Source organism: Dorea sp. (assembly GCF_977044405.1).
The window spans coordinates 32,649-56,452 of sequence record NZ_CDRRQK010000014.1; the positions used below are offsets into that span (position 1 = coordinate 32,649).

The 23,804-nt window shown below is 41.8% G+C and carries 18 protein-coding genes, 1 other RNA gene and 1 other annotated feature; of the genes, 18 read left to right on the top strand and 1 reads right to left on the bottom strand.

The features are described 5' to 3' along the window. Positions 1-109: 109 nt before the first annotated feature. Entirely contained in the window at positions 110-2,686 is a 2,577-nt protein-coding gene (locus ACWJAF_RS07905; RefSeq protein ID WP_448863139.1) for a PEP/pyruvate-binding domain-containing protein, read from the bottom strand. A 181-nt stretch (positions 2,687-2,867) separates the two neighbouring features. On the opposite strand from ACWJAF_RS07905, the gene ACWJAF_RS07910 reads away from it, so the two are divergent. The 18 genes from ACWJAF_RS07910 to cobM all read left to right on the top strand — a co-directional run bounded on the left by ACWJAF_RS07910 (position 2,868) and on the right by cobM (position 23,804). Beyond that, positions 2,868-3,719 (top strand): putative manganese transporter, encoded by an 852-nt coding sequence (locus tag ACWJAF_RS07910; RefSeq protein ID WP_448863140.1) that lies wholly within the window; start codon positions 2,868-2,870, stop codon positions 3,717-3,719. Between the two features lie 97 nt (positions 3,720-3,816). Next, the gene (locus ACWJAF_RS07915) at positions 3,817-4,503 is read left to right on the top strand and encodes a DUF6465 family protein (RefSeq protein ID WP_448863141.1); all 687 of its coding nucleotides are present in this window, start codon (positions 3,817-3,819) and stop codon (positions 4,501-4,503) included. A 117-nt stretch (positions 4,504-4,620) separates the two neighbouring features. After that, positions 4,621-5,559, top strand: coding sequence for a hypothetical protein (locus ACWJAF_RS07920; RefSeq protein WP_448863142.1), 939 nt, complete (start codon positions 4,621-4,623; stop codon positions 5,557-5,559). A gap of 393 nt (positions 5,560-5,952) precedes the next feature. Beyond that, the gene (locus tag ACWJAF_RS07925) at positions 5,953-6,786 is read left to right on the top strand and encodes a PHP domain-containing protein (RefSeq protein WP_296032265.1); all 834 of its coding nucleotides are present in this window, start codon (positions 5,953-5,955) and stop codon (positions 6,784-6,786) included. Positions 6,787-7,016: 230 nt separating this feature from the next. Next, on the top strand, positions 7,017-8,291 hold the full coding sequence (gene leuC, locus ACWJAF_RS07930) for a 3-isopropylmalate dehydratase large subunit (protein ID WP_448863143.1): 1,275 nt from the start codon (positions 7,017-7,019) through the stop codon (positions 8,289-8,291). After that, on the top strand, positions 8,291-8,782 hold the full coding sequence (locus tag ACWJAF_RS07935; protein ID WP_296032268.1) for a 3-isopropylmalate dehydratase small subunit: 492 nt from the start codon (positions 8,291-8,293) through the stop codon (positions 8,780-8,782). Before leuC ends, ACWJAF_RS07935 begins: the two co-directional genes overlap by 1 nt. A 22-nt stretch (positions 8,783-8,804) precedes the next feature. Beyond that, entirely contained in the window at positions 8,805-10,292 is a 1,488-nt protein-coding gene (gene thrC / locus ACWJAF_RS07940) for a threonine synthase (protein WP_296032270.1), read from the top strand. Positions 10,293-10,576: 284 nt separating this feature from the next. Further along, positions 10,577-12,181, top strand: a complete 1,605-nt coding sequence (gene pckA, locus ACWJAF_RS07945) for a phosphoenolpyruvate carboxykinase (ATP) (protein WP_448863144.1) — start codon at positions 10,577-10,579, stop codon at positions 12,179-12,181. 81 nt (positions 12,182-12,262) lie between these two features. After that, a non-coding RNA gene (gene ssrS, locus ACWJAF_RS07950) (6S RNA) lies at positions 12,263-12,444 on the top strand. 262 nt (positions 12,445-12,706) lie between these two features. Further along, a complete protein-coding gene (locus ACWJAF_RS07955; RefSeq protein ID WP_448863145.1) occupies positions 12,707-14,116 on the top strand; it encodes a SpoIID/LytB domain-containing protein in 1,410 nt (469 codons plus the stop codon). An 88-nt stretch (positions 14,117-14,204) separates the two neighbouring features. Next, the gene (locus ACWJAF_RS07960; protein ID WP_448863146.1) at positions 14,205-15,041 is read left to right on the top strand and encodes a YihY/virulence factor BrkB family protein; all 837 of its coding nucleotides are present in this window, start codon (positions 14,205-14,207) and stop codon (positions 15,039-15,041) included. 40 nt (positions 15,042-15,081) lie between these two features. Next, positions 15,082-15,309, top strand: a binding site (T-box leader). A gap of 92 nt (positions 15,310-15,401) precedes the next feature. Beyond that, the gene (pheS, locus tag ACWJAF_RS07965; protein WP_296032275.1) at positions 15,402-16,421 is read left to right on the top strand and encodes a phenylalanine--tRNA ligase subunit alpha; all 1,020 of its coding nucleotides are present in this window, start codon (positions 15,402-15,404) and stop codon (positions 16,419-16,421) included. A 147-nt stretch (positions 16,422-16,568) separates the two neighbouring features. Continuing rightward, on the top strand, positions 16,569-18,989 hold the full coding sequence (gene pheT, locus ACWJAF_RS07970) for a phenylalanine--tRNA ligase subunit beta (RefSeq protein ID WP_448863147.1): 2,421 nt from the start codon (positions 16,569-16,571) through the stop codon (positions 18,987-18,989). 11 nt (positions 18,990-19,000) lie between these two features. After that, complete coding sequence (gene sppA, locus ACWJAF_RS07975; RefSeq protein WP_448863148.1) at positions 19,001-19,984, top strand: signal peptide peptidase SppA; 984 nt, start codon at positions 19,001-19,003, stop codon at positions 19,982-19,984. Beyond that, the gene (locus ACWJAF_RS07980) at positions 19,965-20,615 is read left to right on the top strand and encodes an RDD family protein (protein ID WP_448863149.1); all 651 of its coding nucleotides are present in this window, start codon (positions 19,965-19,967) and stop codon (positions 20,613-20,615) included. Before sppA ends, ACWJAF_RS07980 begins: the two co-directional genes overlap by 20 nt. A 19-nt stretch (positions 20,616-20,634) precedes the next feature. Beyond that, positions 20,635-21,660, top strand: coding sequence for a tRNA preQ1(34) S-adenosylmethionine ribosyltransferase-isomerase QueA (queA, locus tag ACWJAF_RS07985; RefSeq protein ID WP_448863150.1), 1,026 nt, complete (start codon positions 20,635-20,637; stop codon positions 21,658-21,660). Positions 21,661-21,767: 107 nt separating this feature from the next. Then, positions 21,768-22,991: a cobalt-precorrin-5B (C(1))-methyltransferase CbiD gene (gene cbiD / locus ACWJAF_RS07990; protein ID WP_448863151.1), complete on the top strand. Its 1,224-nt coding sequence runs from the start codon at positions 21,768-21,770 to the stop codon at positions 22,989-22,991. Positions 22,992-23,036: 45 nt separating this feature from the next. Further along, positions 23,037-23,804, top strand: a complete 768-nt coding sequence (gene cobM, locus ACWJAF_RS07995; protein WP_448863152.1) for a precorrin-4 C(11)-methyltransferase — start codon at positions 23,037-23,039, stop codon at positions 23,802-23,804.

The following is a 23,804-nucleotide window of genomic DNA, read 5'->3' on the forward strand; positions in this document are numbered from 1 at the left end:
TGTATATACAGACGAAGTGGGAATGGATCGTTATGTATACACTGCTCATTTTGATACCTAAGTATGCAAGAGAAGCTGCCAGTGGCGGGTCCTCTGTATATACCGGATATTACTCGAATCCAAGTATGGTTTTCTCATTCTGGATATCTGAGTATAATTTCAAATGCATATCCCCGGTATGATAAAACTTTACAATATCTTCATAGTCTTTGCAATCAGGCAGTATCTCTGTAAGAATGTTAGACATATCATGAAAAATATCCTTATGGAACAGCCGTGTTTTCTGATTATCGAATAACGCAGTATAAAAAATCTCCGCTTCAACAAGATCCTGGAACATGTGACTGCCATAGGAGAGCTCAGGCATATATCCGGCTTCGCTATCGGACATTTCGCAGATCGCACAGAAATGATTGATTTGAGCGAAGCTTACCGGAACGCCAAGTTCCGGAGAAGAAGTTCCGATACGGCCGGGAGCAAATAAAAGCAGGTTCTTTTTTGATTTACGAAAATGTTGGTTGATATCGCCGATAATATGTGCAATGTCTGGTTTGCGCTTATATGGAAATTCATAATAAGCTTTCGCATCGATCAGGATCACATAGTCAATATCTTCTGCCCGCGAGCCGCCCATGGAAGCGTCTGTAACGGAAAAAACTGTCTTTTCATCCGGAAGAGAAGGAACAACTACAGCATCGCGCCTTGTGCCTACCTGAAGCGGCCGGCACTGTAATAAGTTAAAGACAAATTCACCGTCATCATTTCCATTGATGGTAAATTCAATGTCGACAGGATATTGATAAGCATTTTGCAAGGTATGTAAAAGAGATTTCATGCAGTCGGTAAATTCTTTGTTCCGTACAAGTCCCTCACAGCTTGCAAAGAGAATTTCACGGTGCTGTCCACGTTCGCGAAATGTCCGCTCTGCATCATAATCATGTTCTAACACCAGCTTTTTATACCAGTTGTCCATATGGGGAGTTACAGCCATCAAAGGTCTGGAAGAAAGAGATTTTGTAGTATAATCCATAAGGTCAACATAACGCTGTGAATATTGGTGCTTTGCCCAGCTTGCGGTCAGGGTAGAGCGGTCCGGGGCAGAGAGATTCACAATCCGCGGGTAATCGCCCTCGGTACGGTCAACGGCCCGGGTGCCAAGTCCCATTACAAGACGAAGCATACCATCGGATGCGTTGATGGAATTGTCCCATTTATAGGCACTGTAGGAATATCCGACACCGGCGGCATTTGGCATGAGAAAGTCTTCGTACATAGATCCGGATACACGCTGGATAAGAAGCGCCATTTGTTCGTCTTTGAAACCAAGACCACGTTGTCTTCGATATTCCAGGGCAGATGGATTCATGGTACTTGCATATACCGTGCGGACGGCATTTTCAAGCTCATTTAGTCGTTCGTCCATGGTTCCGGTATTGATACAAAAGACGGATTCGTATTTTCCGGCAAATGCATTACCAAAAGCATCTTCCTGAAGACTGCTGGAGCGGACAATAATCGGACGCTGACCAAAATATTCCAGCATACGGATAAACTGAAGCCGGATCGCTTCAGGGAAAGAACCTTGCAGAAATGCTCTTTCAAGTTCTGGAGCGAGCTTAAAATATCCCTGCTTTGTTTTCTGGTGAATGTGAAGACGCCAGAACTTATTATGGACGATATAGGTATAAAATACATCGGAGCCCAGATAATAGGAATCGTGAGGTTCCATGCGGGCAAATGCTCCGGGATTATCTGTTTGAATGATTTTTCTTGCCAGGAGCATGCCACAGGCTTTCCCTCCGATACATCCGGTTCCGATCATACGTTTATAAACAAGAAAATAATCATCCGGTTCAAAATAGGTTCTCAATAAGGAAAGGATTTTGTCGTCATTAGACATCATCGTGTGAGAGATGATATCTTCAACAGCGGGAGTAAAAATCCCTTCTTTACGGTAGGTACGTCTTGTATCTGTGATAAAACGTTCCCAGCTATCCAGATTTTGATTTTCAGCGGTGGTTGTCAATGAATCTACCAGCGAATAAAAACGACTGATTTCGTAGCCACCTTTTAATGGAAGAAAGGAACCATTTTCTTCTATATATTTATGAGGAAGAAACATATTTGGCGAATAACGGTTCCAGACTTTGAGCGGATTAATATAGAGATTTTCATTATCTGAGTATACGTCCAGAAGCAATTGGGTGGTTTCCTGAATACGTGCAACCGCATCAAAAGAATGCTGTCCACGCAGAAGAGGAAAATATGCAACCGTGTTTAACTCAAACAGATACGGACAGGTAACTTTAAAAAAGTTGCCCATCATAAGGTCGGTAGCCCAGGCAGCCTGCAGATCGGAAAGGCAGTCAAATACATAGAATGCATCACGGCCTTCGGCTTTGATCCTGCGTCTGACGTTCATGGTAAAAGCTTCGAATCCGTCGGAAGGATCAAATTTATAGATCCGGATACCGGGACTTTTTTGAAGCAGAGGCGTATGACCGGCAAAATGCATATACAGAAGTTCTTTTCCTTCTTTTTGCAGCTGGTTATAAAGCGGAGTTACAAATTGCATATAATCATCCATGCTGGATACCTGCCAGACAACATTATCACCCATCCGAATGGAATCGAGCATGGAGTCAAGTCCCGGAAGGCCGGACTGGATTCGTTCAAATGTACTCATAGATTCACGTCCCTTCTGTAAAATACTATATATATTGTATTATACAGAATAAAAACTGAAAATCACAGAATAATTGAGAAAAATAATATAAAGTCTGGGCAGAATTTTGCTTGAAAAATATGACTCCAGCATCTAGAATAAGAATGTTATCAAAAAAATGAATAAAGGAGAGACAATAGTAATGGAAATGCTTGTTGACGTATTATTAGATGCAGCGATTGATTGTGTAAAGATGCTTCCGTTTTTGTTTGTTGCCTTTCTGCTGATAGAGGCGTTGGAACATTATTCCAGTGATTTTACAAAAAAACTCATGATAAAAGTAGATAAGGCAGGTCCTGTTGTTGGTGCGATTGTAGGATGCATCCCACAGTGTGGATTTTCGGTAATGGCGGCAAATCTGTATTCAGGAGGAATCGTTACGATAGGAACACTGATTGCAGTATTTCTTGCAACTTCTGATGAAGCGGTACTGATTATTATGGGCAACCCGGAATATGCAGGAAAGATTGGTGTATTACTTCTGATGAAGGTGATTATTGCAATCGTTGCAGGATATCTTGTGGATATATTCTTTAAGAAAAAAATTGCAGTTCCAAAGCATGAAGGAGAGCTCTGTGATGACTGTGGATGTCATGAACATTCAGCGGGGATTGTAAAACCGGCACTTCGTCATACTGGGAAGATATTTTTATATCTGTTTGTATTTACTACAATTTTGAATCTTTGTATCGAGGTACTTGGAATAGATAAAATCTCGGCAATGATGCTTGGAGATACGGTGCTTCAGCCGTTCATTGCAGCATTGATCGGTCTGATCCCGAATTGTGCGGCATCGGTAATTTTAACCCAGCTTTATCTAAGTGGTGCGATTTCTTTCGCATCTGTAATTGCAGGATTATGTACCGGATCGGGAATCGGACTTGTAGTACTGTTTAAGGTGAATCCGGATAAAAAAGAGAACTTAAAGATCATTGCAGTATTATATGGAATTGCAGTCATAGCAGGACTGCTTCTGGAGATTTTTGGTGTATAAATATAGAGGATTTTGGTTGGAATTGCATTTTTAAAATAATGTGTTATAATATTGACAACTAGGTAATAAGGCTTAGGAAGATTTAGGAGGAAATAAAATGGCTACAAAAAAAGAAACAACAGCAACTATAAAGGATGTAACTGCTAAGGTATCGGCAAATACAGTAACAGTAAAAGAAGAACCAGCTAAGAAAGAAGCAGCAGTAAAGGCAGTGGCATCAGCAGAGCCAAAGAAGATAGAAAAAGAGCCAGTAAAACCGACAGCAAAAGAAGAGACAGCTAAGCCAGTAGAGAAAAAGGTTGAAAAAGTAGCAGAAGTAAAGACAGAAGAAAAAGTGGAGACAAAGAAAACACCGGAAACTACTGTTGAAAAAGAAACTACAAAGACAGCAGCTACAAAGACAGAGACAGCAAAAGAAGAACCAGCTAAGAAGACAAGAACAAGAAAAACAACTACAAAAAAAGAGACAGCAGCAAAGAAAACAACTGCTAAGAAGACAGAGACAAAGAAAAAAGCAGCAAAAGAGACAGCAAAGAAAGAACCAGCTAAGAAAACTACAACAAGAAAGACAACCGCAAAAAAAGAAGTTAAGGTCAATGCATATGTTGAATATTTTGGAAAGCAGGTTGAAGAAAAAGAAATCATTGCCAGAGTGAAAAAGGCATGGACTTCATCTGGACATAAAGTTGGAGATATTAAGACAATGGATCTCTACATAAAACCAGAAGAGGCTGCGGTATATTACGTAATCAACGAGACAGAGACCGGAGCAGTAGCTTTCTAAGAAAACTGAAATATACAGAGAGATGTGGCAGTAACATTTTCTCATGCATACTTTGGAATGAACGGGGCTGTGGATCTTTGGATGCACAGCCTTTTCAACGCAAAAGGAGAGTAGAATATGAATATGGAAAGTGTAACAAGTATTTTGAATTCGGCAGACGGGCCTACCAGTATTTTTGTTGCAGCCAAGTCGCCGGTAATAACAGGGGTTATGATTGCATGTGTAGTTGTGGGCGTGATCATGGCATTATTTGGACTTAAATTAGTAAGAGTGATATCTGCAATCGTAGGTCTGATTGTTGGTGCAGGAGCCGGAGTGGCAATTGCGATCGCAGCAGGGCTGAATACAACATTATCAATTGCAGTCATAGCGGTTTGTGGAATTGTATTGTGCGTATTATGTGCGGCGTTACGTAAGTTTGGAATATTCGTTATGACATTCTGCTGTTCATTTGCTACATTTGTTATGTTGATCGAATCAGAAATTCAGGTAGTATTGATCATCTGTGCAGTAGTATCACTGATACTGGCAATCCTTACAGTGGTATTTGCAGAGTTCCTTGTAATCTTTGTGACAGGTATTGTTGGCGGCGTAGAGGCAGGAATGATTCTTCCATTTTTACTTGGTATGACGAAAGTAACATGGATCGGATATGTTCTGAGCCTTGCGATTGCAGTGATCGGTATTGTGATCCAGACTATGATGCAGTCAAGAAAGATCGGAAGAAAAGAAAAGATCTTTTCGAAAAAGATCAAAGAAGAAGTATCCATGGAATCCGAAGTGGAAAAGGCAAGAATGTGGCTGGAAGAAGATGAATCGGAAGAAGAGGAAATGGAAACAACAGAGAATGAAGATGATGTAGCAAGTGGAACCACTGTTACAGAAATTTTCGATATCGATGATCTGGATGCAAAGAAGAAAGATAATCTGGACAGTGATGAGATTGAACGTATCGAGATTCCGGAACCGGAAGAAGGATATCTGGACGATGATGACGATATTGAAATCTTTGAAACTGGAGAATCCGGAATTACAAAGTTAGATGATATAGATTAAAGTATAACACCTCAATTCCGCTCATTTTTCTACGAAAAAATGGCTGCTTTTCGGTGTTTTGCGGGTCAATAAGTCATGCTTTCGCATGACCTTTTGACCATTGTATCATATTATAAAATGAATGGAAAATGGAAATACTCGTTACTAAAATAAAAGGTAATGGGTATTTTTTTATACCAAAGTATGCAAGAGAAGCTGACAGTGGTAAGTTCTCTGTATCGCCATGTGTCCGGAAGAAACTGCAGGTGGTGGTCTCTATAAAGTGCCACAGGCTGCAAGAAGGAAAATATAACAAATTAAGAAAGATATAAGAAAGCAGAACCGGCACATTTATTGTATTTTATAAGGGATGTGCTATAATGTTGTTAAGAATAAAGTTAAGGAGGCTTACTTATGAAGATAGACATGCATTGTCACGTCCGGGAAGGATCGGTTGACAGCCGGGTAAGCTTGGATGAATACATCACAACCTTAAAAGAAAAAGGATTCGATGGGATGTTGATCACAGATCATGATACGTATCATGGTTACCGTCACTGGAAATATCAGATGAAAGGAAAGGTGCATCAGGACTTTGTAGTACTGAAAGGAATCGAGTATGATACATTGGACGCCGGGCACATCATCTGTATTATGCCGGAAGGTGTGAAGATGCGCCTCCTGGAAGTGAAAGGACTGCCATTGTCTGTGCTGATCGACTTTGTGCACAGACACGGAGGAATTCTGGGACCGGCTCATCCTTGTGGAGAAAAATATCTGAGCTTTACGAACACGAGCAGATTTTACAAATCACCGGAACTGATCAAAAGATTTGATTTTATTGAGGCATTTAATGCCTGCGAGTCAGCAGAATCAAACGAAGGAGCAAGAAAGCTTGCAGAAAAGTATAAAAAGCCGGGAATCGGAGGAAGTGATGCGCACAGACCGGACTGTATCGGGACGGGGTATACGATACTGCCGGAGAGAGTGACCTGTGAGACGGAGCTGATCGCACTGATACGAAATAAGGCGGCGATCGAAGCAGGTGGTGTGTTGTATGGTAAGACGGCAAAAGACAAGATGGGACCGGCGCACAAGATTCTGACCTATTCTTTCTGGTTTTATAATAAAGGCGGAGCGCTTTTAAAGAAGCATAAAAGAACCATGAAAGGGCAGATTGAGAATCCGGCAACGCCGATTGACCCGATTGAGATACCATATCTGCATAACATAAAGAAAATAAAATAATAAGAGATGTCTGGCAGTATGGACAAGCTGCATAAAAATGAGCAATATATAATTCACTTTCCGGTTATTAAAAGAATTATGTATTGCTCATTCTGCTTAAAAAACACAGAAAATATTGGATTGTATTAAGAAAAAATATGCACGAAAATGTATAATTTATTGCACGAGATATTTTAGTGTGCTAAAATACTCCGTAAGACTATCAGAAATCAAGGAGGTACAGGTGCGTTATGGGAATGACGATGACACAGAAGATACTGGCAGCTCACGCAGGTCTTGAAAGCGTAACAGCAGGTCAGTTAATAGAAGCAAAATTAGATGTAGTCATGGCGAATGATATTACAGGACCGATGGCCCTGCCGATATTCAGACAGATGGCAGACAAGGTATTTGATAAAGATAAAGTGGTACTGGTTCCAGACCATTTTACACCAAATAAAGACATCAAATCAGCAGAGAACTCAAAGGCAATCCGAGAGTTTGCAAAAGATCAGGGACTCAGCTGGTATTTTGAACAGGGAAAATCAGGAGTAGAACATGCAATTCTTCCAGAAGCAGGTGTAGTTGCAGCCGGTGAATGTATTATCGGTGCAGATTCGCACACATGTACATACGGAGCTCTTGGGGCATTCTCTACAGGAGTTGGTACAACAGATATCGCAACAGGTATGGCAATGGGAGAACTGTGGTTCAAAGTTCCAAGCGCGATCAAATTCGTACTGACAGGAAAGCCGGGCAAATATGTAAGCGGTAAAGATATCATCATCCACATCATCGGAAAGATTGGTGTAGACGGTGCACTTTACAAATCTATGGAATTTACCGGAGACGGAATCAAGAATCTTACAATGGCAGACAGATTTACCATGGCGAATATGGCAATCGAAGCTGGTGCTAAGAACGGAATCTTCCCGGTAGACGAAAAGACAGAAGAATACTTAAAAGAACATACAAAGAAATCGTACACAGTATATGAAGCAGATGAAGATGCAGAATACGAAAACGTTGTAGAAATCGACCTTTCTGAAGTCCGTCCGACGGTAGCATTCCCACATCTTCCGGGTAATGCAAAGACCATCGATGAGATCGAGGCTATGGAGCCGATCAAGATCGATCAGGTTGTAATCGGATCTTGTACAAATGGAAGAATGGAAGATATGAGAAAGGCAGCAGCTATTCTTCAGGGACATACGGTTCATCCGGATGTGCGTGTTATGGTAGTTCCGGCAACACAGAAGATCTACAAACAGTGTATCAGAGAGGGACTTCTTGAAATCTTTGTTGATGCAGGATGTGCGGTTAACACACCAAGCTGCGGACCATGTATGGGTGGACATATGGGTGTTATGGCAGCCGGTGAAAAATGCGTATCTACAACAAACCGTAACTTCGTAGGAAGAATGGGACATGTAGATTCCCTGATCTATCTGGCATCACCTGAAGTAGCAGCAGCAAGTGCAATCGCAGGATATATCGCAAACCCAGAGAAAGTAGGTGACAAATAATGAAAGCTTTAGGACATGTTTTTAAATATGGAGATAACGTAGATACAGACGTAATCATTCCGGCAAGATACCTGAACTCTTATGATGCACAGGAACTTGCAAGTCACGCAATGGCTGATATTGATCCGGAATTCGTTAACAAAGTACAGCCTGGAGATATCATTGTTGCCAATAAGAACTTTGGATGCGGATCATCAAGAGAACATGCACCACTGTGTCTTAAAACAGCAGGAGTAAGCTGTGTAATCGCAGAGACATTTGCAAGAATTTTCTACCGTAATTCGATCAACATCGGACTTCCGATCATTGAATGTCCGGAAGCAGCAAAAGCAATTGAAGCAGGAGATGAAGTGGAAATTGATTTTGACAGCGGAAAGATCTACGACAGAACAAAAGGAACAGAGTTCCAGGGACAGCCATTCCCGGAATTCATGCAGAAACTGATCACAGCAGGTGGATTGGTAAAATACACAAACAGCAAGAGAAAGTAATCAATATAAGGAGAGAGTTGGCATGGGTTTATATTACAAAAGTACAAGAAATTCGAATCTGAAAGTAACAGCATCTGAAGCAATCTTAAAAGGACTGGCTCCGGACGGAGGACTTTTTGTACCATCCGAACTTCCAAAACTGGATGTATCAATGTCTGATCTGAAAGGAAAGACATATCAGGAAATCGCTTATCTCGTAATGAAGCAGTTCCTGACGGATTTTACAGAAGAAGAGCTGAAAAACTGTATTAACAAAGCATATGACAGTAAGTTCGATACAGAAGAGATTGCTCCACTTGTAAAAGTAGACGATACATATTATATGGAACTATTCCATGGTGCAACGATTGCATTTAAGGATATGGCATTATCGATTCTGCCACATCTGATGACAACTTCAGCTAAGAAAAATAATGTAAAAAATGAGATCGTAATCCTGACTGCCACATCCGGAGATACTGGAAAAGCTGCACTTGCAGGATTTGCAGACGTAGAAGGAACAAGAATCATTGTATTCTATCCAAAGAACGGAGTCAGCAAAGTACAGGAACTTCAGATGGTAACACAGAAAGGACAGAACGTAGACGTAGTAGCAATCCATGGCAACTTTGATAACGCTCAGAGTGGTGTAAAAGCAATGTTCGAAGACAAAGAACTTGCAGAGCAGCTTGCAAAGAACGGATATCAGTTCTCATCAGCAAACTCTATCAATATCGGACGTCTGGTTCCACAGGTTGTATATTATGTAAATGCATATGCAAAACTTCTGGAAAATGAAGAGATTGAAGATGGCGAGCAGATCAATGTTGTAGTTCCGACAGGAAACTTTGGAAATATCCTGGCTGCTTACTATGCAAAACAGATGGGAGTTCCGATCGACAAGCTCGTATGTGCATCAAATGATAATAAAGTACTATTTGATTTCTTCCAGACAGGAGATTACGATAAGAACAGAGAGTTCATTCTGACAACATCACCATCTATGGATATCCTGATCTCAAGCAACCTGGAACGTCTGATCTACAGAATCAGCGGAGACGATGACCAGAAGACAAAAGACATGATGGAAGCGCTGAAATCAGCTGGAAAATACACGATCACAGAAGATATGAAAGCGCGTCTGGATGATTTTGCCGCAGGATATGCAACAGAAGAAGAGTGTGCGGAAAATATCAAAAAAGTATATGACAAGACAGGATATGTCATGGATACACACACAAGTGTAGCTTCTTATGTATGTGACTGTTATCAGAAGAACAGCGGGGATACAAAGAAATGTGTCATTGCCTCTACAGCAAGCCCGTACAAATTCGTAAAGAGCGTTATGAGTGCAATCGATAAAAAATACGAGGAACAGGATGAATTTAGTCTTTTAAGCGTACTGGAAGAGACTTCAGGACGCGAGATGCCACAGGCAATCAAGGATATTCTGAATGCCAATATCCTTCATGATCTGGAATGTGATGCAGATAAGATGAAAGAAATGGTACAGGGGATTCTGGAAGTATAGAAGAGACTTCTATTAAAAATAAAGAAAATTCATAATTGATAAAAAGTATTAAATGCAAGATTTGATTTCAAATCTTGCATTTTTTGCTTCATAACGAGAAAAAAGTATTGAAAATAAAAGATTTATGAATAAAACTTGCAAAAACGCATTGTGAAAAGATTGTTAAAGTGTTGACTTTTGCGTAGAAAAATGCAATAATAAAGCAAATGCTGTTGTGGGAGAATATGAAAAAACAAAATTTATAAATATACAGCAGCAAATAAAAGAAAAGAGGTTAAATGAAGATGGCTAAAATCGATTTAAGCAAGTATGGCATTTCAGGAACGACAGAAATCGTACACAATCCTTCTTATGAATTATTATTTGAGGAAGAAACAAAACCAGAACTCGAAGGTTTTGAAAAAGGACAGGAAAGTGAACTTGGTGCAGTTAACGTAATGACTGGTATCTACACTGGACGTTCTCCTAAAGATAAGTTCATCGTAGTAGATGAGAATTCAAAAGATACTGTATGGTGGACATCTGATGAATACAAGAATGATAACCATCCTGCAACACAGGAAGCTTGGGACGCAGTAAAAGACCTTGCGCTCAAAGAACTTTCTAACAAAAAACTTTATGTTGTAGATGCATTCTGCGGAGCAAACAAAGATACACGTATGGCAATCCGTTTCATCGTAGAAGTTGCTTGGCAGGCTCATTTCGTAACAAACATGTTTATCAAACCTTCAGCAGAAGAGCTTGAGAACTTTGAGCCAGACTTCATCGTATACAATGCTTCTAAAGCAAAAGTTGAAAACTACAAAGAATTAGGACTGAACTCAGAGACAGCTGTAATGTTCAACATCACAAGCAAAGAGCAGGTTATCGTTAATACATGGTACGGCGGAGAGATGAAGAAAGGTATGTTCTCTATGATGAACTACTTCCTTCCACTTAAAGGAATGGCTTCTATGCACTGCTCAGCTAACACAGACCTTAACGGAGAAAACACAGCAATCTTCTTCGGACTTTCAGGAACAGGAAAGACAACACTTTCTACAGATCCTAAGCGTCTTCTGATCGGTGATGACGAGCACGGATGGGATGACAACGGAGTATTCAACTTCGAAGGCGGATGCTACGCTAAGGTTATCAACCTTGACAAAGAATCTGAGCCAGATATCTACAACGCAATCAAACGTAACGCTCTTCTTGAGAACGTAACACTTGATGAAAACGGAAAGATTGATTTCGCAGATAAGAGTGTAACAGAGAATACACGTGTATCTTACCCAATCGATCATATTGAAAATATCGTACGTCCAGTATCTTCAGCACCGGCAGCTAAGAATGTAATCTTCCTGTCAGCTGATGCATTCGGAGTACTTCCTCCAGTATCTGTACTGACACCAGAGCAGACACAGTACTACTTCCTGTCAGGATTCACAGCAAAACTTGCTGGTACAGAGCGTGGAATTACAGAGCCTACACCAACATTCTCAGCTTGCTTCGGACAGGCATTCCTGGAACTGCATCCTACAAAATATGCAGAAGAGCTTGTTAAGAAGATGGAGAAGAGTGGAGCAAAAGCATACCTGGTTAACACAGGATGGAACGGAACAGGAAAACGTATCTCTATCAAAGATACACGTGGAATCATCGACGCTATCTTAAACGGAGATATCAAGAACGCTCAAACAAAGACAATCCCATATTTCAACTTCGAAGTACCTACAGAACTCGTTGGCGTTGACACAGGAATCCTTGATCCTCGTGACACATATGCTGATGCAGCTGAGTGGGATGAAAAAGCAAAAGATCTTGCTGCAAGATTCATCAAGAACTTTGCTAAATACGAAGGAAATGAAGCTGGTAAAGCTTTAGTTTCAGCAGGACCACAGTTATAAGAAGCGCTAATGAATCTGATTAAAATCAGACAATTGTAAAGGGTTGTAAAATCCATGTAAATGGGTTATAATAAGTGCAGTGGAAACCTGGAATGTTCGATACTCTTGTAGTTTTGAACCTACAATACTTTAAACGGGAGTCTTACATCTCTGTAATATGTCAGGCCATCGATTTCGCAGTGGAAGGCAGAAAAGCAGATGCGGATACCCACCTAGCTGGGTGCTAGGAGTCAGAATACAGGAACCGGCATTTTGGGGAATATACAAAAGATAAAAGGCAGTCGTCTCGTACGGCTGTCTTTTTTTCGACGTGCGAAGTATACAAGACAATCTGGGCGGCAAGCTCTGGAGATATTGGAGTATGTAGGAAATGCTATCTGATGTTTGATTATCTGTAAATGACTTCCAGGAGAGTAGATGAGTGGGCTGGTCGTGTTGAGGTCAATGTTGCAAATAATACCTGTGAATGGGTTGATAGACAGTAAGTGCGAAAAAGGAAAGCAAGATTGTGGAGAGGCGGTAAATGTGAAAAAGAAAAGACATTATAGTGTATATATTACATGGATTTTATTGTTACTATGTATGATCGCAGGCCTAAAGACCGGAATAGAAGAAAGTGTCTCTGATGTTCATAAAAAAGAAGAAGGAATCTCCATACAGAGCCGGCTGGAAGAATTATTTAAAATAGGAGAAAATAAGGATGAAAGCGCACAAAATACAGACGGGGAAAACCAGACGGAACCAGATGGGACGATAGAAAACTCTGATAAGATCCGCGTGTTGATCATGACGGACGGTTATCAGGAAATCGTACATAAAGAAGCAGTACTTTCCTCAGATCAGGGACTGGTAATCCGCAGTATTTCGCCGGAAGGACCGGAAAATAGTGCAGGGGTGGAACAGACAGAAGAAATTCCCGGTAATCAGGAAGTCCGGATAGCGGCAGATGATGGAAGATTTCAGAATGGTACAATCAAGATTGAAGCCAGGAATAATGCAGAGATTACGATTAAAAATCTGCAGAGAGGATATGGGACGCCGTCTTATGCAGGAGCTTTGGAATTATACAGGACTTCGGAAGGGGTTGTGATTGTAAATGAGCTTCCGGTGGAAGATTATCTCTGTAAAGTAGTACCAAGTGAAATGCCGGCAGCGTATCAGAAGGAAGCGTTAAAAGCGCAGGCAGTTTGTGCGAGAAACTATGCGAGACGCCAGATGGAAGATTATGCATATCCGGAATATCAGGCACATGTCAACGACAGTACGGATTTTCAGGTATATAATAATTCGGCATCTCAGGAATCGGCATCGGAGGCGGTGCAGGAGACAAAAGGGCAGCTGGTAAAGTATCAGGGACAGATCGTAACGACATATTATTATTCTACATCCTGTGGAAAGACGACGACCATGGAGGCCTGGGGAGATGCAGACAGTCCGGAAAATGCTTACCTGCAATCCGTAGAAGTGAAAGACCAGGATGGAGATTATGAAGCGCAGATTCCCTGGTACAGGTGGGAGGCTGACATATCGGCGGATGTCCTGTCGAAGCTGATCTGTGTGAATACGAAGACAGATATCGGAACACTTCAGAATCTGGAGATCACAAAGAAAGGTCCGGGAGACGTTGTACTTCAGATAAAAGCAACCGGCGATAAAGGTGCAGTAACCGTAGATACAGAGAATAAAATCCGCAGAGCACTGGGCGGAGAAGGATACGAAATCTGCAGACAGGATGGAAAAAAAGTAAAAAGCAGTGCGCTGCTTCCAAGTGCATTTTTTACCATTGAAAAGAAAGAGAATGTCTACACCATAAAAGGCGGTGGATATGGCCACGGGGTAGGTATGAGCCAGAACGGGGCGAATGAGATGGCGAAAAAAGGAAAGAATTATCAGGAAATATTACAGACATTTTATCCGGGGACAGTTATTGAATAGTGAGGAAGAAAAGGCAGAAAAATAATTTTGATAGACAAATAAGGTAAAATCGGGTAGAATATAGAAACGAATGATTTGGGAGTAAACAATGAAAAAGGTAAAGTTTCTATATAATAAGGCGATGGAAATATCCGGAAGCGTTGGGAAAGACCATGTGGGGGCATATGCGGCACAGGCGGCGTATTTCTTCATGCTGTGTCTGATCCCCATCATCATGCTGTTGATCACACTGGTACAATATACACCGGTTACAAAAGCAGATGTTATGACAGCGGTGCTTCAGGTATTTCCCAAAACCGTTGACAGCCTGATCGTATCAATTGTGAATCAGGTCTATAATCAATCTACAGGAATTATCTCATTAACCATTATCGTGGCATTATGGTCTGCCGGAAAAGGTGTACTTGCACTTACGACAGGACTGAACTGTGTATATGGGTGTAAAGAGACACGTAATTATTTTATTTTGAGAATCCGTGCTACTTTTTATACCGTAGCATTCATTATAGTAATTATATTTTTGCTGGTATTATCGGTATTCGGTAATACACTGAATATATTTATTACAGAACATTATCCGGTAATGGAACGGTTCGCGGATCAGATGATACGGATCCGTGGAGTGATCACTCCGGTTTTACTGTTTGCATTTACGATGATGATCTATAAGTTTTTGCCAAACCATATTGTGCAGTTCAGAGTGCAGCTGATGGGAGCAGCATTTTCTGCGGTGGGGCTGATGATACTTTCGTGGATATTTTCTGTATATTTGGATATTTTCAAGGGATTCTCTACTATGTATGGAAGTCTTACAACGATTGTGCTGATCATGCTCTGGCTTTATTTTAGTATGTACATCATATTGCTTGGTGGAGAGGTTAATGTTGTGATAAGAGATTTAGAGCAGGGAGAAATTCAACCTTGACAACTTTGGCTCATGTGATACAATAATTAAGTATTATGAGATAAAAGCAATGACCGTGTAAGTAATGACCCATTTTCCGATAGAGAGAGGGAATCGACAGGCTGGAAGTTCCCTTGGGTTCAGATGGTGAATGAATTTCCCGCGTGAGCTGTGTTCTTGAAATAGCAGTAGAGAATGCCGTATGATGCACGTTACGCAGCAATGAGTGTCCGTAAGAGAACTTACGGAAATCAGGGTGGTACCACGGGTTTTATGTCTCGTCCCTTTTGGGACGGGACTTTTTTTATCGCCATGCGTTCGAAAGAAGCTGCCGGTGGCAGGTTCTGTAGATACTCTGTATTGAAAGAAAGGAAGAAAATGATGAAAGAAAAACTGCAGAACATCAAAGAAGAAGCATTAAAAGCAATTGAATCTGCTGATATGCCTGAAAAACTGAATGATGTGCGTGTAAAGTTCCTTGGTAAAAAAGGAGAACTTACCGCTGTATTAAAAGGTATGAAAGACGTTGCACCTGAGGACAGACCGAAGGTTGGACAGATGGTAAATGAGACAAGAGCAGCAATCGAAGCTGTTCTGGAAGAAAATAAAGAGAAGATGGAAAAAGCAATCCGTGCAGAAAAGCTGAAAAAAGAAGTCATCGACGTAACACTTCCGGCTAAGAAAAATGCTGTCGGACACCGTCATCCAAATACAATCGCACTGGAAGAAGTAGAGCGTGTATTTACCGGTATGGGATACGAAGTTGTAGAAGGACCGGAGATTGAATACGATGAATATAACTTCCGTAAACTGAACATTCCGGATGGACATCCTGCAAAAGATGAACAGGATACATTCTATATCAATAAAGACATCGTGCTCAGAACACAGACATCTCCTGTACAGGCACGTATCATGGAGCAGGGAAAACTTCCAATCTGCATCCTGTCACCAGGACGTGTATTCCGTTCAGATGAAGTAGATGCAACACATTCACCTTCTTTCCACCAGATCGAAGGACTGATCATTGATAAGAATATTTCATTTGCAGACTTAAAGGGAACACTGGAAGTATTCGCAAAAGAGTTATTCGGAGAAGATACAAAGACAAAATTCAGACCACATCACTTCCCATTCACAGAGCCAAGTGCCGAGATGGATGTAAGCTGCTTCAAATGCGGTGGAAAAGGATGCCGTTTCTGTAAAGGTTCCGGATGGATCGAGATTCTTGGATGCGGAATGGTACATCCACACGTACTGGAAATGTGCGGAATCGACCCGGAAGAATACACAGGATTCGCATTCGGTGTAGGACTGGAGCGTATCGCACTTCTGAAGTACGAGATCGACGACATGAGACTGTTATATGAAAATGATATCAGATTCTTAAAACAGTTTTAGTGAGCACAAAAAGAAGGAAGCACGAACGAAGTGAGTATTTACTTCTTTGTGCGAACGGCACGACAAAATCGAAGAGCATCATGAAATGATGCGGCAGCATCGCAGATGCTGGATTTTGGAGTAATAATACGAAAAGGAGATTTATAAATGAATACTTCATTATCATGGATAAAAGCGTATGTTCCGGATCTTGATGTTACAGCCCAGGAATATACAGATGCAATGACTTTGTCTGGTACAAAAGTCGAAGGATTTGAAAAATTAGATGCAGATCTTGATAAGATCGTAATCGGACAGATCGACAAGATCGAGAAACACCCGGATGCAGATAAGCTGATCATCTGTCAGGTGAATATCGGAACTGAGACGATTCAGATCGTAACAGGTGCTCCGAATGTAAAAGAAGGAGACAAAGTACCTGTAGTATTAGCAGGCGGACGTGTAGCAGGCGGACATGAGCCAGGACAGCGTGTAGAAGGCGGAATCAAGATTAAAAAAGGAAAACTCCGTGGCGTTGAAAGTGACGGTATGATGTGTTCCATCGAAGAACTTGGTTCTAACAGAGACATGTATCCGGAAGCTCCGGAATACGGAATCTACATCTTCGATGAAGATGCAGTTGTAGGAGAGAGCGCAATCAAAGCACTTGGTCTGGATGACGTTGTCGTAGAATACGAAGTAACATCCAACCGTGTAGACTGCTTCAGCGTAGTAGGTATCGCAAGAGAAGCAGCAGCTACATTTAATAAAGAGTTCCATCCACCGGTTGTAACACCGACAGGTAACGATGAGAACGCAGCAGATTATATCAAGGTTACAGTAAAGAATCCGGAACTTTGCCCAAGATACTGCGCAAGAATCGTAAAGAACATTAAGATCGGACCATCCCCAAAATGGATGCAGAGACGTCTGGCTTCTGTAGGAATCCGCCCGATCAACAACCTGGTTGATATTACAAACTACGTAATGGAAGAATATGGACAGCCAATGCATGCATACGACCTTGATACGATCGAAGATAAAGAAATCGTAGTACGTACTGCAGCAAAGGGAGAAAAATTCACAACTCTTGACGGACAGGAAAGAGAGATGGACGAATCTGTACTGATGATCTGTGATGGCAAGAAATCCATCGGTATCGCAGGTATCATGGGTGGGGAAAACTCTATGATCACAGATGATGTTCAGACAATGTTATTCGAAGCAGCCTGTTTTGATGGAACAAATATCCGTAAGTCAAGCAAGAAGATCGGACTTCGTACAGATGCATCCGGTAAATTCGAAAAAGGACTGGATCCAAACAATGCAGAAGCAGCTATCGACCGTGCATGCCAGCTGATCGAAGAACTCGGAGCAGGTGAAGTTGTCGGAGGAATGGTTGATGTATACAGCAAGAAGAAAGAACCTGTAAGAGTACCATTTGATGCAGATAAGATCAATAAACTTCTTGGAACAGATATTTCCAAAGAAGAGATGCTTGGATACTTCAAGAAAATCGATCTGGAATTTGACGAAGAGACAAGCGAAGTGATCGCGCCTACTTTCCGCCACGACTTATTCCGTATCGCAGACCTTGCAGAAGAGGTTGCAAGATTCTATGGATATGATAACATTCCTACTACACTTCCAAGCGGAGAAGCTACAACAGGAAAATTATCATTCAAGTTAAGAGTAGAGCAGGTTGCCCGTGATATCGCAGAGTTCTGTGGATTCAGTCAGGGAATGACATATTCATTCGAAAGCCCGAAGGTATTTGACAAGCTTCTGATTCCGGAAGATTCAGAACTTCGTAAGGCTATTCCGATCATGAACCCACTGGGAGAAGATTACAGTATTATGCGTACATCTTCTTTAAATGGTATGCTGACATCACTTGCAACAAACTATAACAGAAGAAATAAAGATGTAAAATTATACGAACTGGCTAATATTTACCTTCCAAAGGCACTTCCACTTACAGAACTGCCGGATGAAAGAGTACAGTTCACACTTGGTATGTATGGAGAGGGCGATTTCTTCACTATGAAGGGTGTTGTAGAAGAGTTCTTCGACAAAGTTGGTCTTCATAAGAAAGAGAAATACGATCCAAATGCAGGAAAATCATTCCTTCACCCGGGACGCCAGGCTAACATCATCTATGATGGTGTAGTTGTAGGATACCTTGGAGAAGTTCATCCGGAAGTTGCAGATAACTATGGAATCGGAACAAGAGCTTACATTGCAGTTATCGATATGCCGGAGATCGTAGCAAGAGCTACATTCGACCGTAAGTACACAGGAATTGCAAAATTCCCTGCTGTTACACGTGACATCAGTATGGTAATGCCAAAAGAAATTCTGGTAGGACAGATTGAAGATGTTATTGAGAGCAAGGGCGGAGAATATCTGGAAAGCTATGCACTGTTTGATATTTACGAAGGTGCACAGATCAAGGCCGGATTCAAATCCGTTGCATACTCTATCGTATTCCGTGCAAAAGATAAGACTCTGGAAGATGCGGACGTATCTGCCGCAATGGACCGTATCTTAAAAGCACTGGAAGGTATGGGTATCGAACTGCGTAAATAAGAGGGTTACGTATGAAGAAAAAACAGATCATAGGTCTGGTAGTAGCGGCAGCACTGTTTGTTGGAGTCAGTGCTGCCAGCGTATTTACCAACAATATTTCTAAAAATCTGCTTCAGAGCAGTGTGGAGGATGCAATTGATCTTGGTGGTTCCTATCAATTTGATCCACCGTCTGGAAATTATATTGCAATTGTAAGAGTGGAAGGTACGATCCAGGAGCAGACAGAGAGCAGTGTGTTCGAAACGTCCAGTGGATATCAGCATGATTCGACGATGAATTATATCGATGAACTGATGGATGACGAGAATAATAAAGGCATTCTTTTATATGTGGATTCTCCGGGTGGGACGGTGTATGAGTCAGAAGAATTGTATCTGAAATTAAAAGAATATAAAGAGAAAACAAAACGTCCGATCTGGGATTATATGGCGCATTATGCGGCATCCGGAGGTTACATGGTATCGATGGCTTCAGATAAAATCTATGCCAATTCGAATACAACGACCGGATCGATCGGTGCGATCATGTCCGGGTATGATATGTCCGGGCTTTATGAGAAGCTTGGCATCCGTTACGTAAGTATCACAAGTGGTGCGAATAAGGATAGTAGCAAATTCACAGACGAACAGATCGCAATCTATCAGGACCAGATCAATGAATATTATGAAAAATTCGTAGGTATTGTAGCTGATGGAAGAAATATGTCAGAGGATGCGGTAAAACAGCTGGCTGATGGAAGAACGTACACTGCAAAACAGGCTAAAGAAAATGGTCTGATCGATGAGATCAGTCTGTATCCGTATATGAAAAAAGCAATGAGTAAAGAACTTGGAACATCAACGTTTTATGAGATGGAAGCCGATGAAGGACTTTTACAGACGTTATTTTCCAAAGCTGAATCATTAGTTCCGAAGTCAGAAGCACAGATTCTGACTGAAACCGCCAAAAGTGTAGAAAGCGGGGTGCCGATGTATTATGCAGAACAGTTACAGTAGTCAGATAAGCTTCGAAAGTCAGAAAACTCCGGAAAAACAGGAAGATAAGGATAGGCAGACAAAGATGGAAAATCAGGAGAGTCTTGTGTATGCGGGATTCTGGGCCAGGTTTGCGGCTTATGCGCTTGACAGTCTGATCGTCTTTGCGGGACTTCTGATCGTCAGACTGATCTTTGTGGGAATCTCGCTGGCTGGCGGCGGTGCGGTAACAGGAATGGATATATTGTTCCATTATTCGTTAAAAGATATCGTATTATATGGATTGAAAGTTCTGTATTTTATTGCATTTACCTATCTGACAGGGACGACACTTGGAAAACGTGCGATGAATCTTCGGGTGGTTTCGAAAAATCCGGACGGGAAGCTTACTTTATTGGATGTCGTGTATCGTGAGACAGTTGGAAGATTCTTATGTAGTCTTCCTGTGAATATCGGGTATATCGTTGCCGGAATTGATTCGGAAAAGCGCGGATTTCATGATATGCTCTGTGATACAAGAGTGGTATATCTGAAAAAAGTCGTTGAGAAACAGAAAAAAAATGTGTATAATGGCTATCGTCTGGTAGAAAATGAAATAAAGACAAAAGCAATTGTAGATGAAGCTGTATCGGGAACAGATACAGAAGAATAAAGGAAAGGGATTCATAATTATGAAACGTCAGGATTTTTATTATGAATTACCGGAAGAATTGATTGCCCAGGATCCGTTAGAGGATCGTTCGAGCTCCAGACTTCTTGTCCTTGACAAGGAGACCGGGGCTTTTTCCCATCATGTGTTCAAAGAGATCACAGAGTATCTGCATGAGGGAGACTGTCTGGTAATCAATGATACAAAGGTAATTCCGGCAAGACTGATTGGTTCCAAAGTAGAGACCAATGCAAAAATTGAAGTATTATTGTTAAAAAGAAAAGAAAACAATGTCTGGGAAACACTTGTAAAACCTGGAAAGAAGGCAAAAGTTGGAGCGAAGATCAGCTTTGGAGATGGTCTTCTGATGGGAGAAGTCATCGATGTGGTAGAAGAAGGAAACCGTCTGATCAAATTCGACTTTGACGGAATCTTTGAGGAGATTCTGGATCAGCTGGGACAGATGCCGCTGCCTCCATATATCACACATCAGCTGGAAGATAAGAACCGTTATCAGACCGTGTATGCAACTCATACAGGTTCTGCGGCAGCACCGACAGCGGGACTTCATTTTACACCGGAACTTCTGGAAGAGATTAAGGCTAAGGGTGTGGATATTGCAAAAGTTACGCTGCACGTAGGTCTTGGTACATTCCGTCCGGTAAAAGTGGATGAGATTACAGAGCATCATATGCATTCGGAATTTTTCATGATCGATGAAGAAGCAGCAGAAAAGATTAACCGTGCAAAAGAGAGCGGCCACCGTGTCATCTGCGTGGGAACCACAAGCTGCAGAACGGTAGAGTCGGCAGCGGATGAGAATGGTCATCTGGAAGCAAAGAGTGGATGGACACAGATCTTTATCTATCCGGGATATAAGTTCAAAGTGCTGGATTGCCTGATCACGAACTTTCATCTTCCGGAATCGACATTGATCATGCTTGTGTCTGCACTGGCAGGAAGGGAGCATGTACTTGCGGCTTATGAAGAGGCTGTGAAAGAAAAATACAGATTTTTCTCATTTGGAGATGCCATGTTTATCCAATAGTAAAATTTGACATGGAAGCGTGAAAACGCTAGAATTGGTGGAGGATGTAAATAAATGCATGCCTCCATTTATTTTTGCAGAATTATGTAAAAGAAAGGACGCCGGATATGCCAAAGAAAATACTTGCAAAAGGTTATACAACAGGAACCTGTGCGCAGGCTGCAACAAAAGCTGCGATGCAGATGCTTTTCACAGGAGAAAAAGTAGAAAAGATATCGGTTGAACTTCCGCAGGGAGAGCACCTGCAGCTGGATATTGTGGATATACGGATGGAATACAAAGAAGATGAAAGCCTTCCGGAAGAAGTAACCTGTGCGGTAAAAAAGAATAGCGGAGACGACCCGGATATTACGAATGGTGTGCTGGTGTATAGCAAAGTAAAAAAGAATACGCTGGAAGTTCCGGAAGAAGGGCAATGTGAAAAACAATTTTGTGAAGCAAAAGCTTCGAACAGGAAGAAAAGAGCAGGGCAGAAAAAATATGACAGAATCCATATAGATGGTGGAACCGGGATTGGAAGAGTGACAAAGCCCGGACTGAACCAGCCGGTAGGAGAAGCCGCAATCAACCGTGTGCCAAGGCAGATGATCCGGAAAGAAGTGGAAGAAGCATGTGAAGAAGTCGGGTATACCGGAGGGATTGATGTAGTGATCTCGATACCGGAAGGAGTACGTCTTGCAAAAGAGACATTTAATCCGAGACTGGGAATAGAAGGCGGCTTATCGGTACTTGGAACGACCGGAATTGTGAATCCGATGAGTGAACAGGCTTTGATCGATACCATTGAAGTAGAGATGAAAGTCTGCCTGGCGGAAAAATATAGATATCTGATCATAGCTCCCGGCAATTATGGTCTGGACTTTTTAAAAGAACAGTATAGTATAGAAGAAAATGATGTGGTAAAATGTAGTAATTATATTGGTCAGACCATAGATATGGCGATGGAGCAGGGATGCAAAGGAGTGCTTCTGGCCGGTCATATCGGGAAACTCATTAAAGTTGCCGGCGGGATTATGAATACCCATTCCAGATGGGCGGATTGCCGGATGGATCTTTTTGCCACAGCAGCACTAAGAGCAGGGATAGACGGCAAAAAAGCAAGGGCATTTTTAGACTGTGTGACAACGGATGATGCATTGAAAAAGTGCAGCGAAGAAGAACGGAAGAAGATTATGGAACAGCTGATGATACGGATGGAGGAATACCTGAATTACCGTACAAAAGGAGAGATGGAGATTGGAGTGGTTACATTTTCCAATGTATACGGAATTCTGGGAAAGACAGATAAGGCGGAAGAGCTGATATATGCTTTCGTTAAGGAAAGAAGCTGATATACAGATGGAAAATAGATAGTAAGAAAGACAGGAGAAAAGGCAATGATACATTTTGTAGGAGCAGGACCGGGAGCCGTGGATCTGATCACGGTCCGGGGACAGAAGTTTCTGGAGCAGGCAGATGTGGTGATATATGCGGGATCTTTAGTAAATCCGGAGCTTTTAAAAAGTACAAAAGAAGGATGCAGGATTTATAACAGTGCGAAGATGACATTGGAAGAAGTGCTGGATGTCATGATGGATGCAGAAAAAGAAAAGAAGATGACAGTGCGGCTGCACACGGGAGATCCGTGTCTGTATGGAGCAATCAGGGAGCAGATGGATCAGCTGGACAGACTTGGAATTGCGTATGATTCGTGTCCGGGGGTGAGTTCATTTTGCGGAGCGGCTGCGGCACTGGATCTGGAATATACACTGCCGGAGGTGTCACAGAGTGTGGTAATTACCCGTATGGAAGGGCGGACGCCGGTACCGGAAAAGGAGAAGGTAGCGTCATTTGCAAGTCATGGGGCAACTATGGTACTATTCTTAAGTACAGGACTTCTGGATAAACTGGAAAAGCAGCTGATGGAAGGCGGATATAAGGCAGATACGCCGGCGGCAATTGTGTATAAGGCAACCTGGCCGGAGGAAGAGACGCATATCTGCACGATCAGCACACTTGCCAGGACAGCAAGAGAGTATCAGATCACGAAGACGGCATTGATTATTGTCGGGGATGTAGTGACGCATCACAGATATGAGCGGTCGAAGCTGTATGATCCGGAGTTTACGACAGAGTTCCGGCAGGGAATAACGAAAACGGAATAA

Coding starts and splice junctions, on each gene's coding strand:
- pheT (WP_448863147.1), top strand. CDS start 16,569: ATGAATACTTCATTATCATGGATAAAAGCGTATGTTCCGGATCTTGAT.
- leuC (WP_448863143.1), top strand. CDS start 7,017: ATGGGAATGACGATGACACAGAAGATACTGGCAGCTCACGCAGGTCTT.
- ACWJAF_RS07960 (WP_448863146.1), top strand. CDS start 14,205: ATGAAAAAGGTAAAGTTTCTATATAATAAGGCGATGGAAATATCCGGA.
- ACWJAF_RS07910 (WP_448863140.1), top strand. CDS start 2,868: ATGGAAATGCTTGTTGACGTATTATTAGATGCAGCGATTGATTGTGTA.
- pckA (WP_448863144.1), top strand. CDS start 10,577: ATGGCTAAAATCGATTTAAGCAAGTATGGCATTTCAGGAACGACAGAA.
- ACWJAF_RS07915 (WP_448863141.1), top strand. CDS start 3,817: ATGGCTACAAAAAAAGAAACAACAGCAACTATAAAGGATGTAACTGCT.
- ACWJAF_RS07980 (WP_448863149.1), top strand. CDS start 19,965: ATGCAGAACAGTTACAGTAGTCAGATAAGCTTCGAAAGTCAGAAAACT.
- ACWJAF_RS07935 (WP_296032268.1), top strand. CDS start 8,291: ATGAAAGCTTTAGGACATGTTTTTAAATATGGAGATAACGTAGATACA.
- thrC (WP_296032270.1), top strand. CDS start 8,805: ATGGGTTTATATTACAAAAGTACAAGAAATTCGAATCTGAAAGTAACA.
- ACWJAF_RS07905 (WP_448863139.1), bottom strand. CDS start 2,686: ATGAGTACATTTGAACGAATCCAGTCCGGCCTTCCGGGACTTGACTCC.
- sppA (WP_448863148.1), top strand. CDS start 19,001: ATGAAGAAAAAACAGATCATAGGTCTGGTAGTAGCGGCAGCACTGTTT.
- pheS (WP_296032275.1), top strand. CDS start 15,402: ATGAAAGAAAAACTGCAGAACATCAAAGAAGAAGCATTAAAAGCAATT.
- queA (WP_448863150.1), top strand. CDS start 20,635: ATGAAACGTCAGGATTTTTATTATGAATTACCGGAAGAATTGATTGCC.
- cobM (WP_448863152.1), top strand. CDS start 23,037: ATGATACATTTTGTAGGAGCAGGACCGGGAGCCGTGGATCTGATCACG.
- cbiD (WP_448863151.1), top strand. CDS start 21,768: ATGCCAAAGAAAATACTTGCAAAAGGTTATACAACAGGAACCTGTGCG.
- ACWJAF_RS07920 (WP_448863142.1), top strand. CDS start 4,621: ATGAATATGGAAAGTGTAACAAGTATTTTGAATTCGGCAGACGGGCCT.
- ACWJAF_RS07925 (WP_296032265.1), top strand. CDS start 5,953: ATGAAGATAGACATGCATTGTCACGTCCGGGAAGGATCGGTTGACAGC.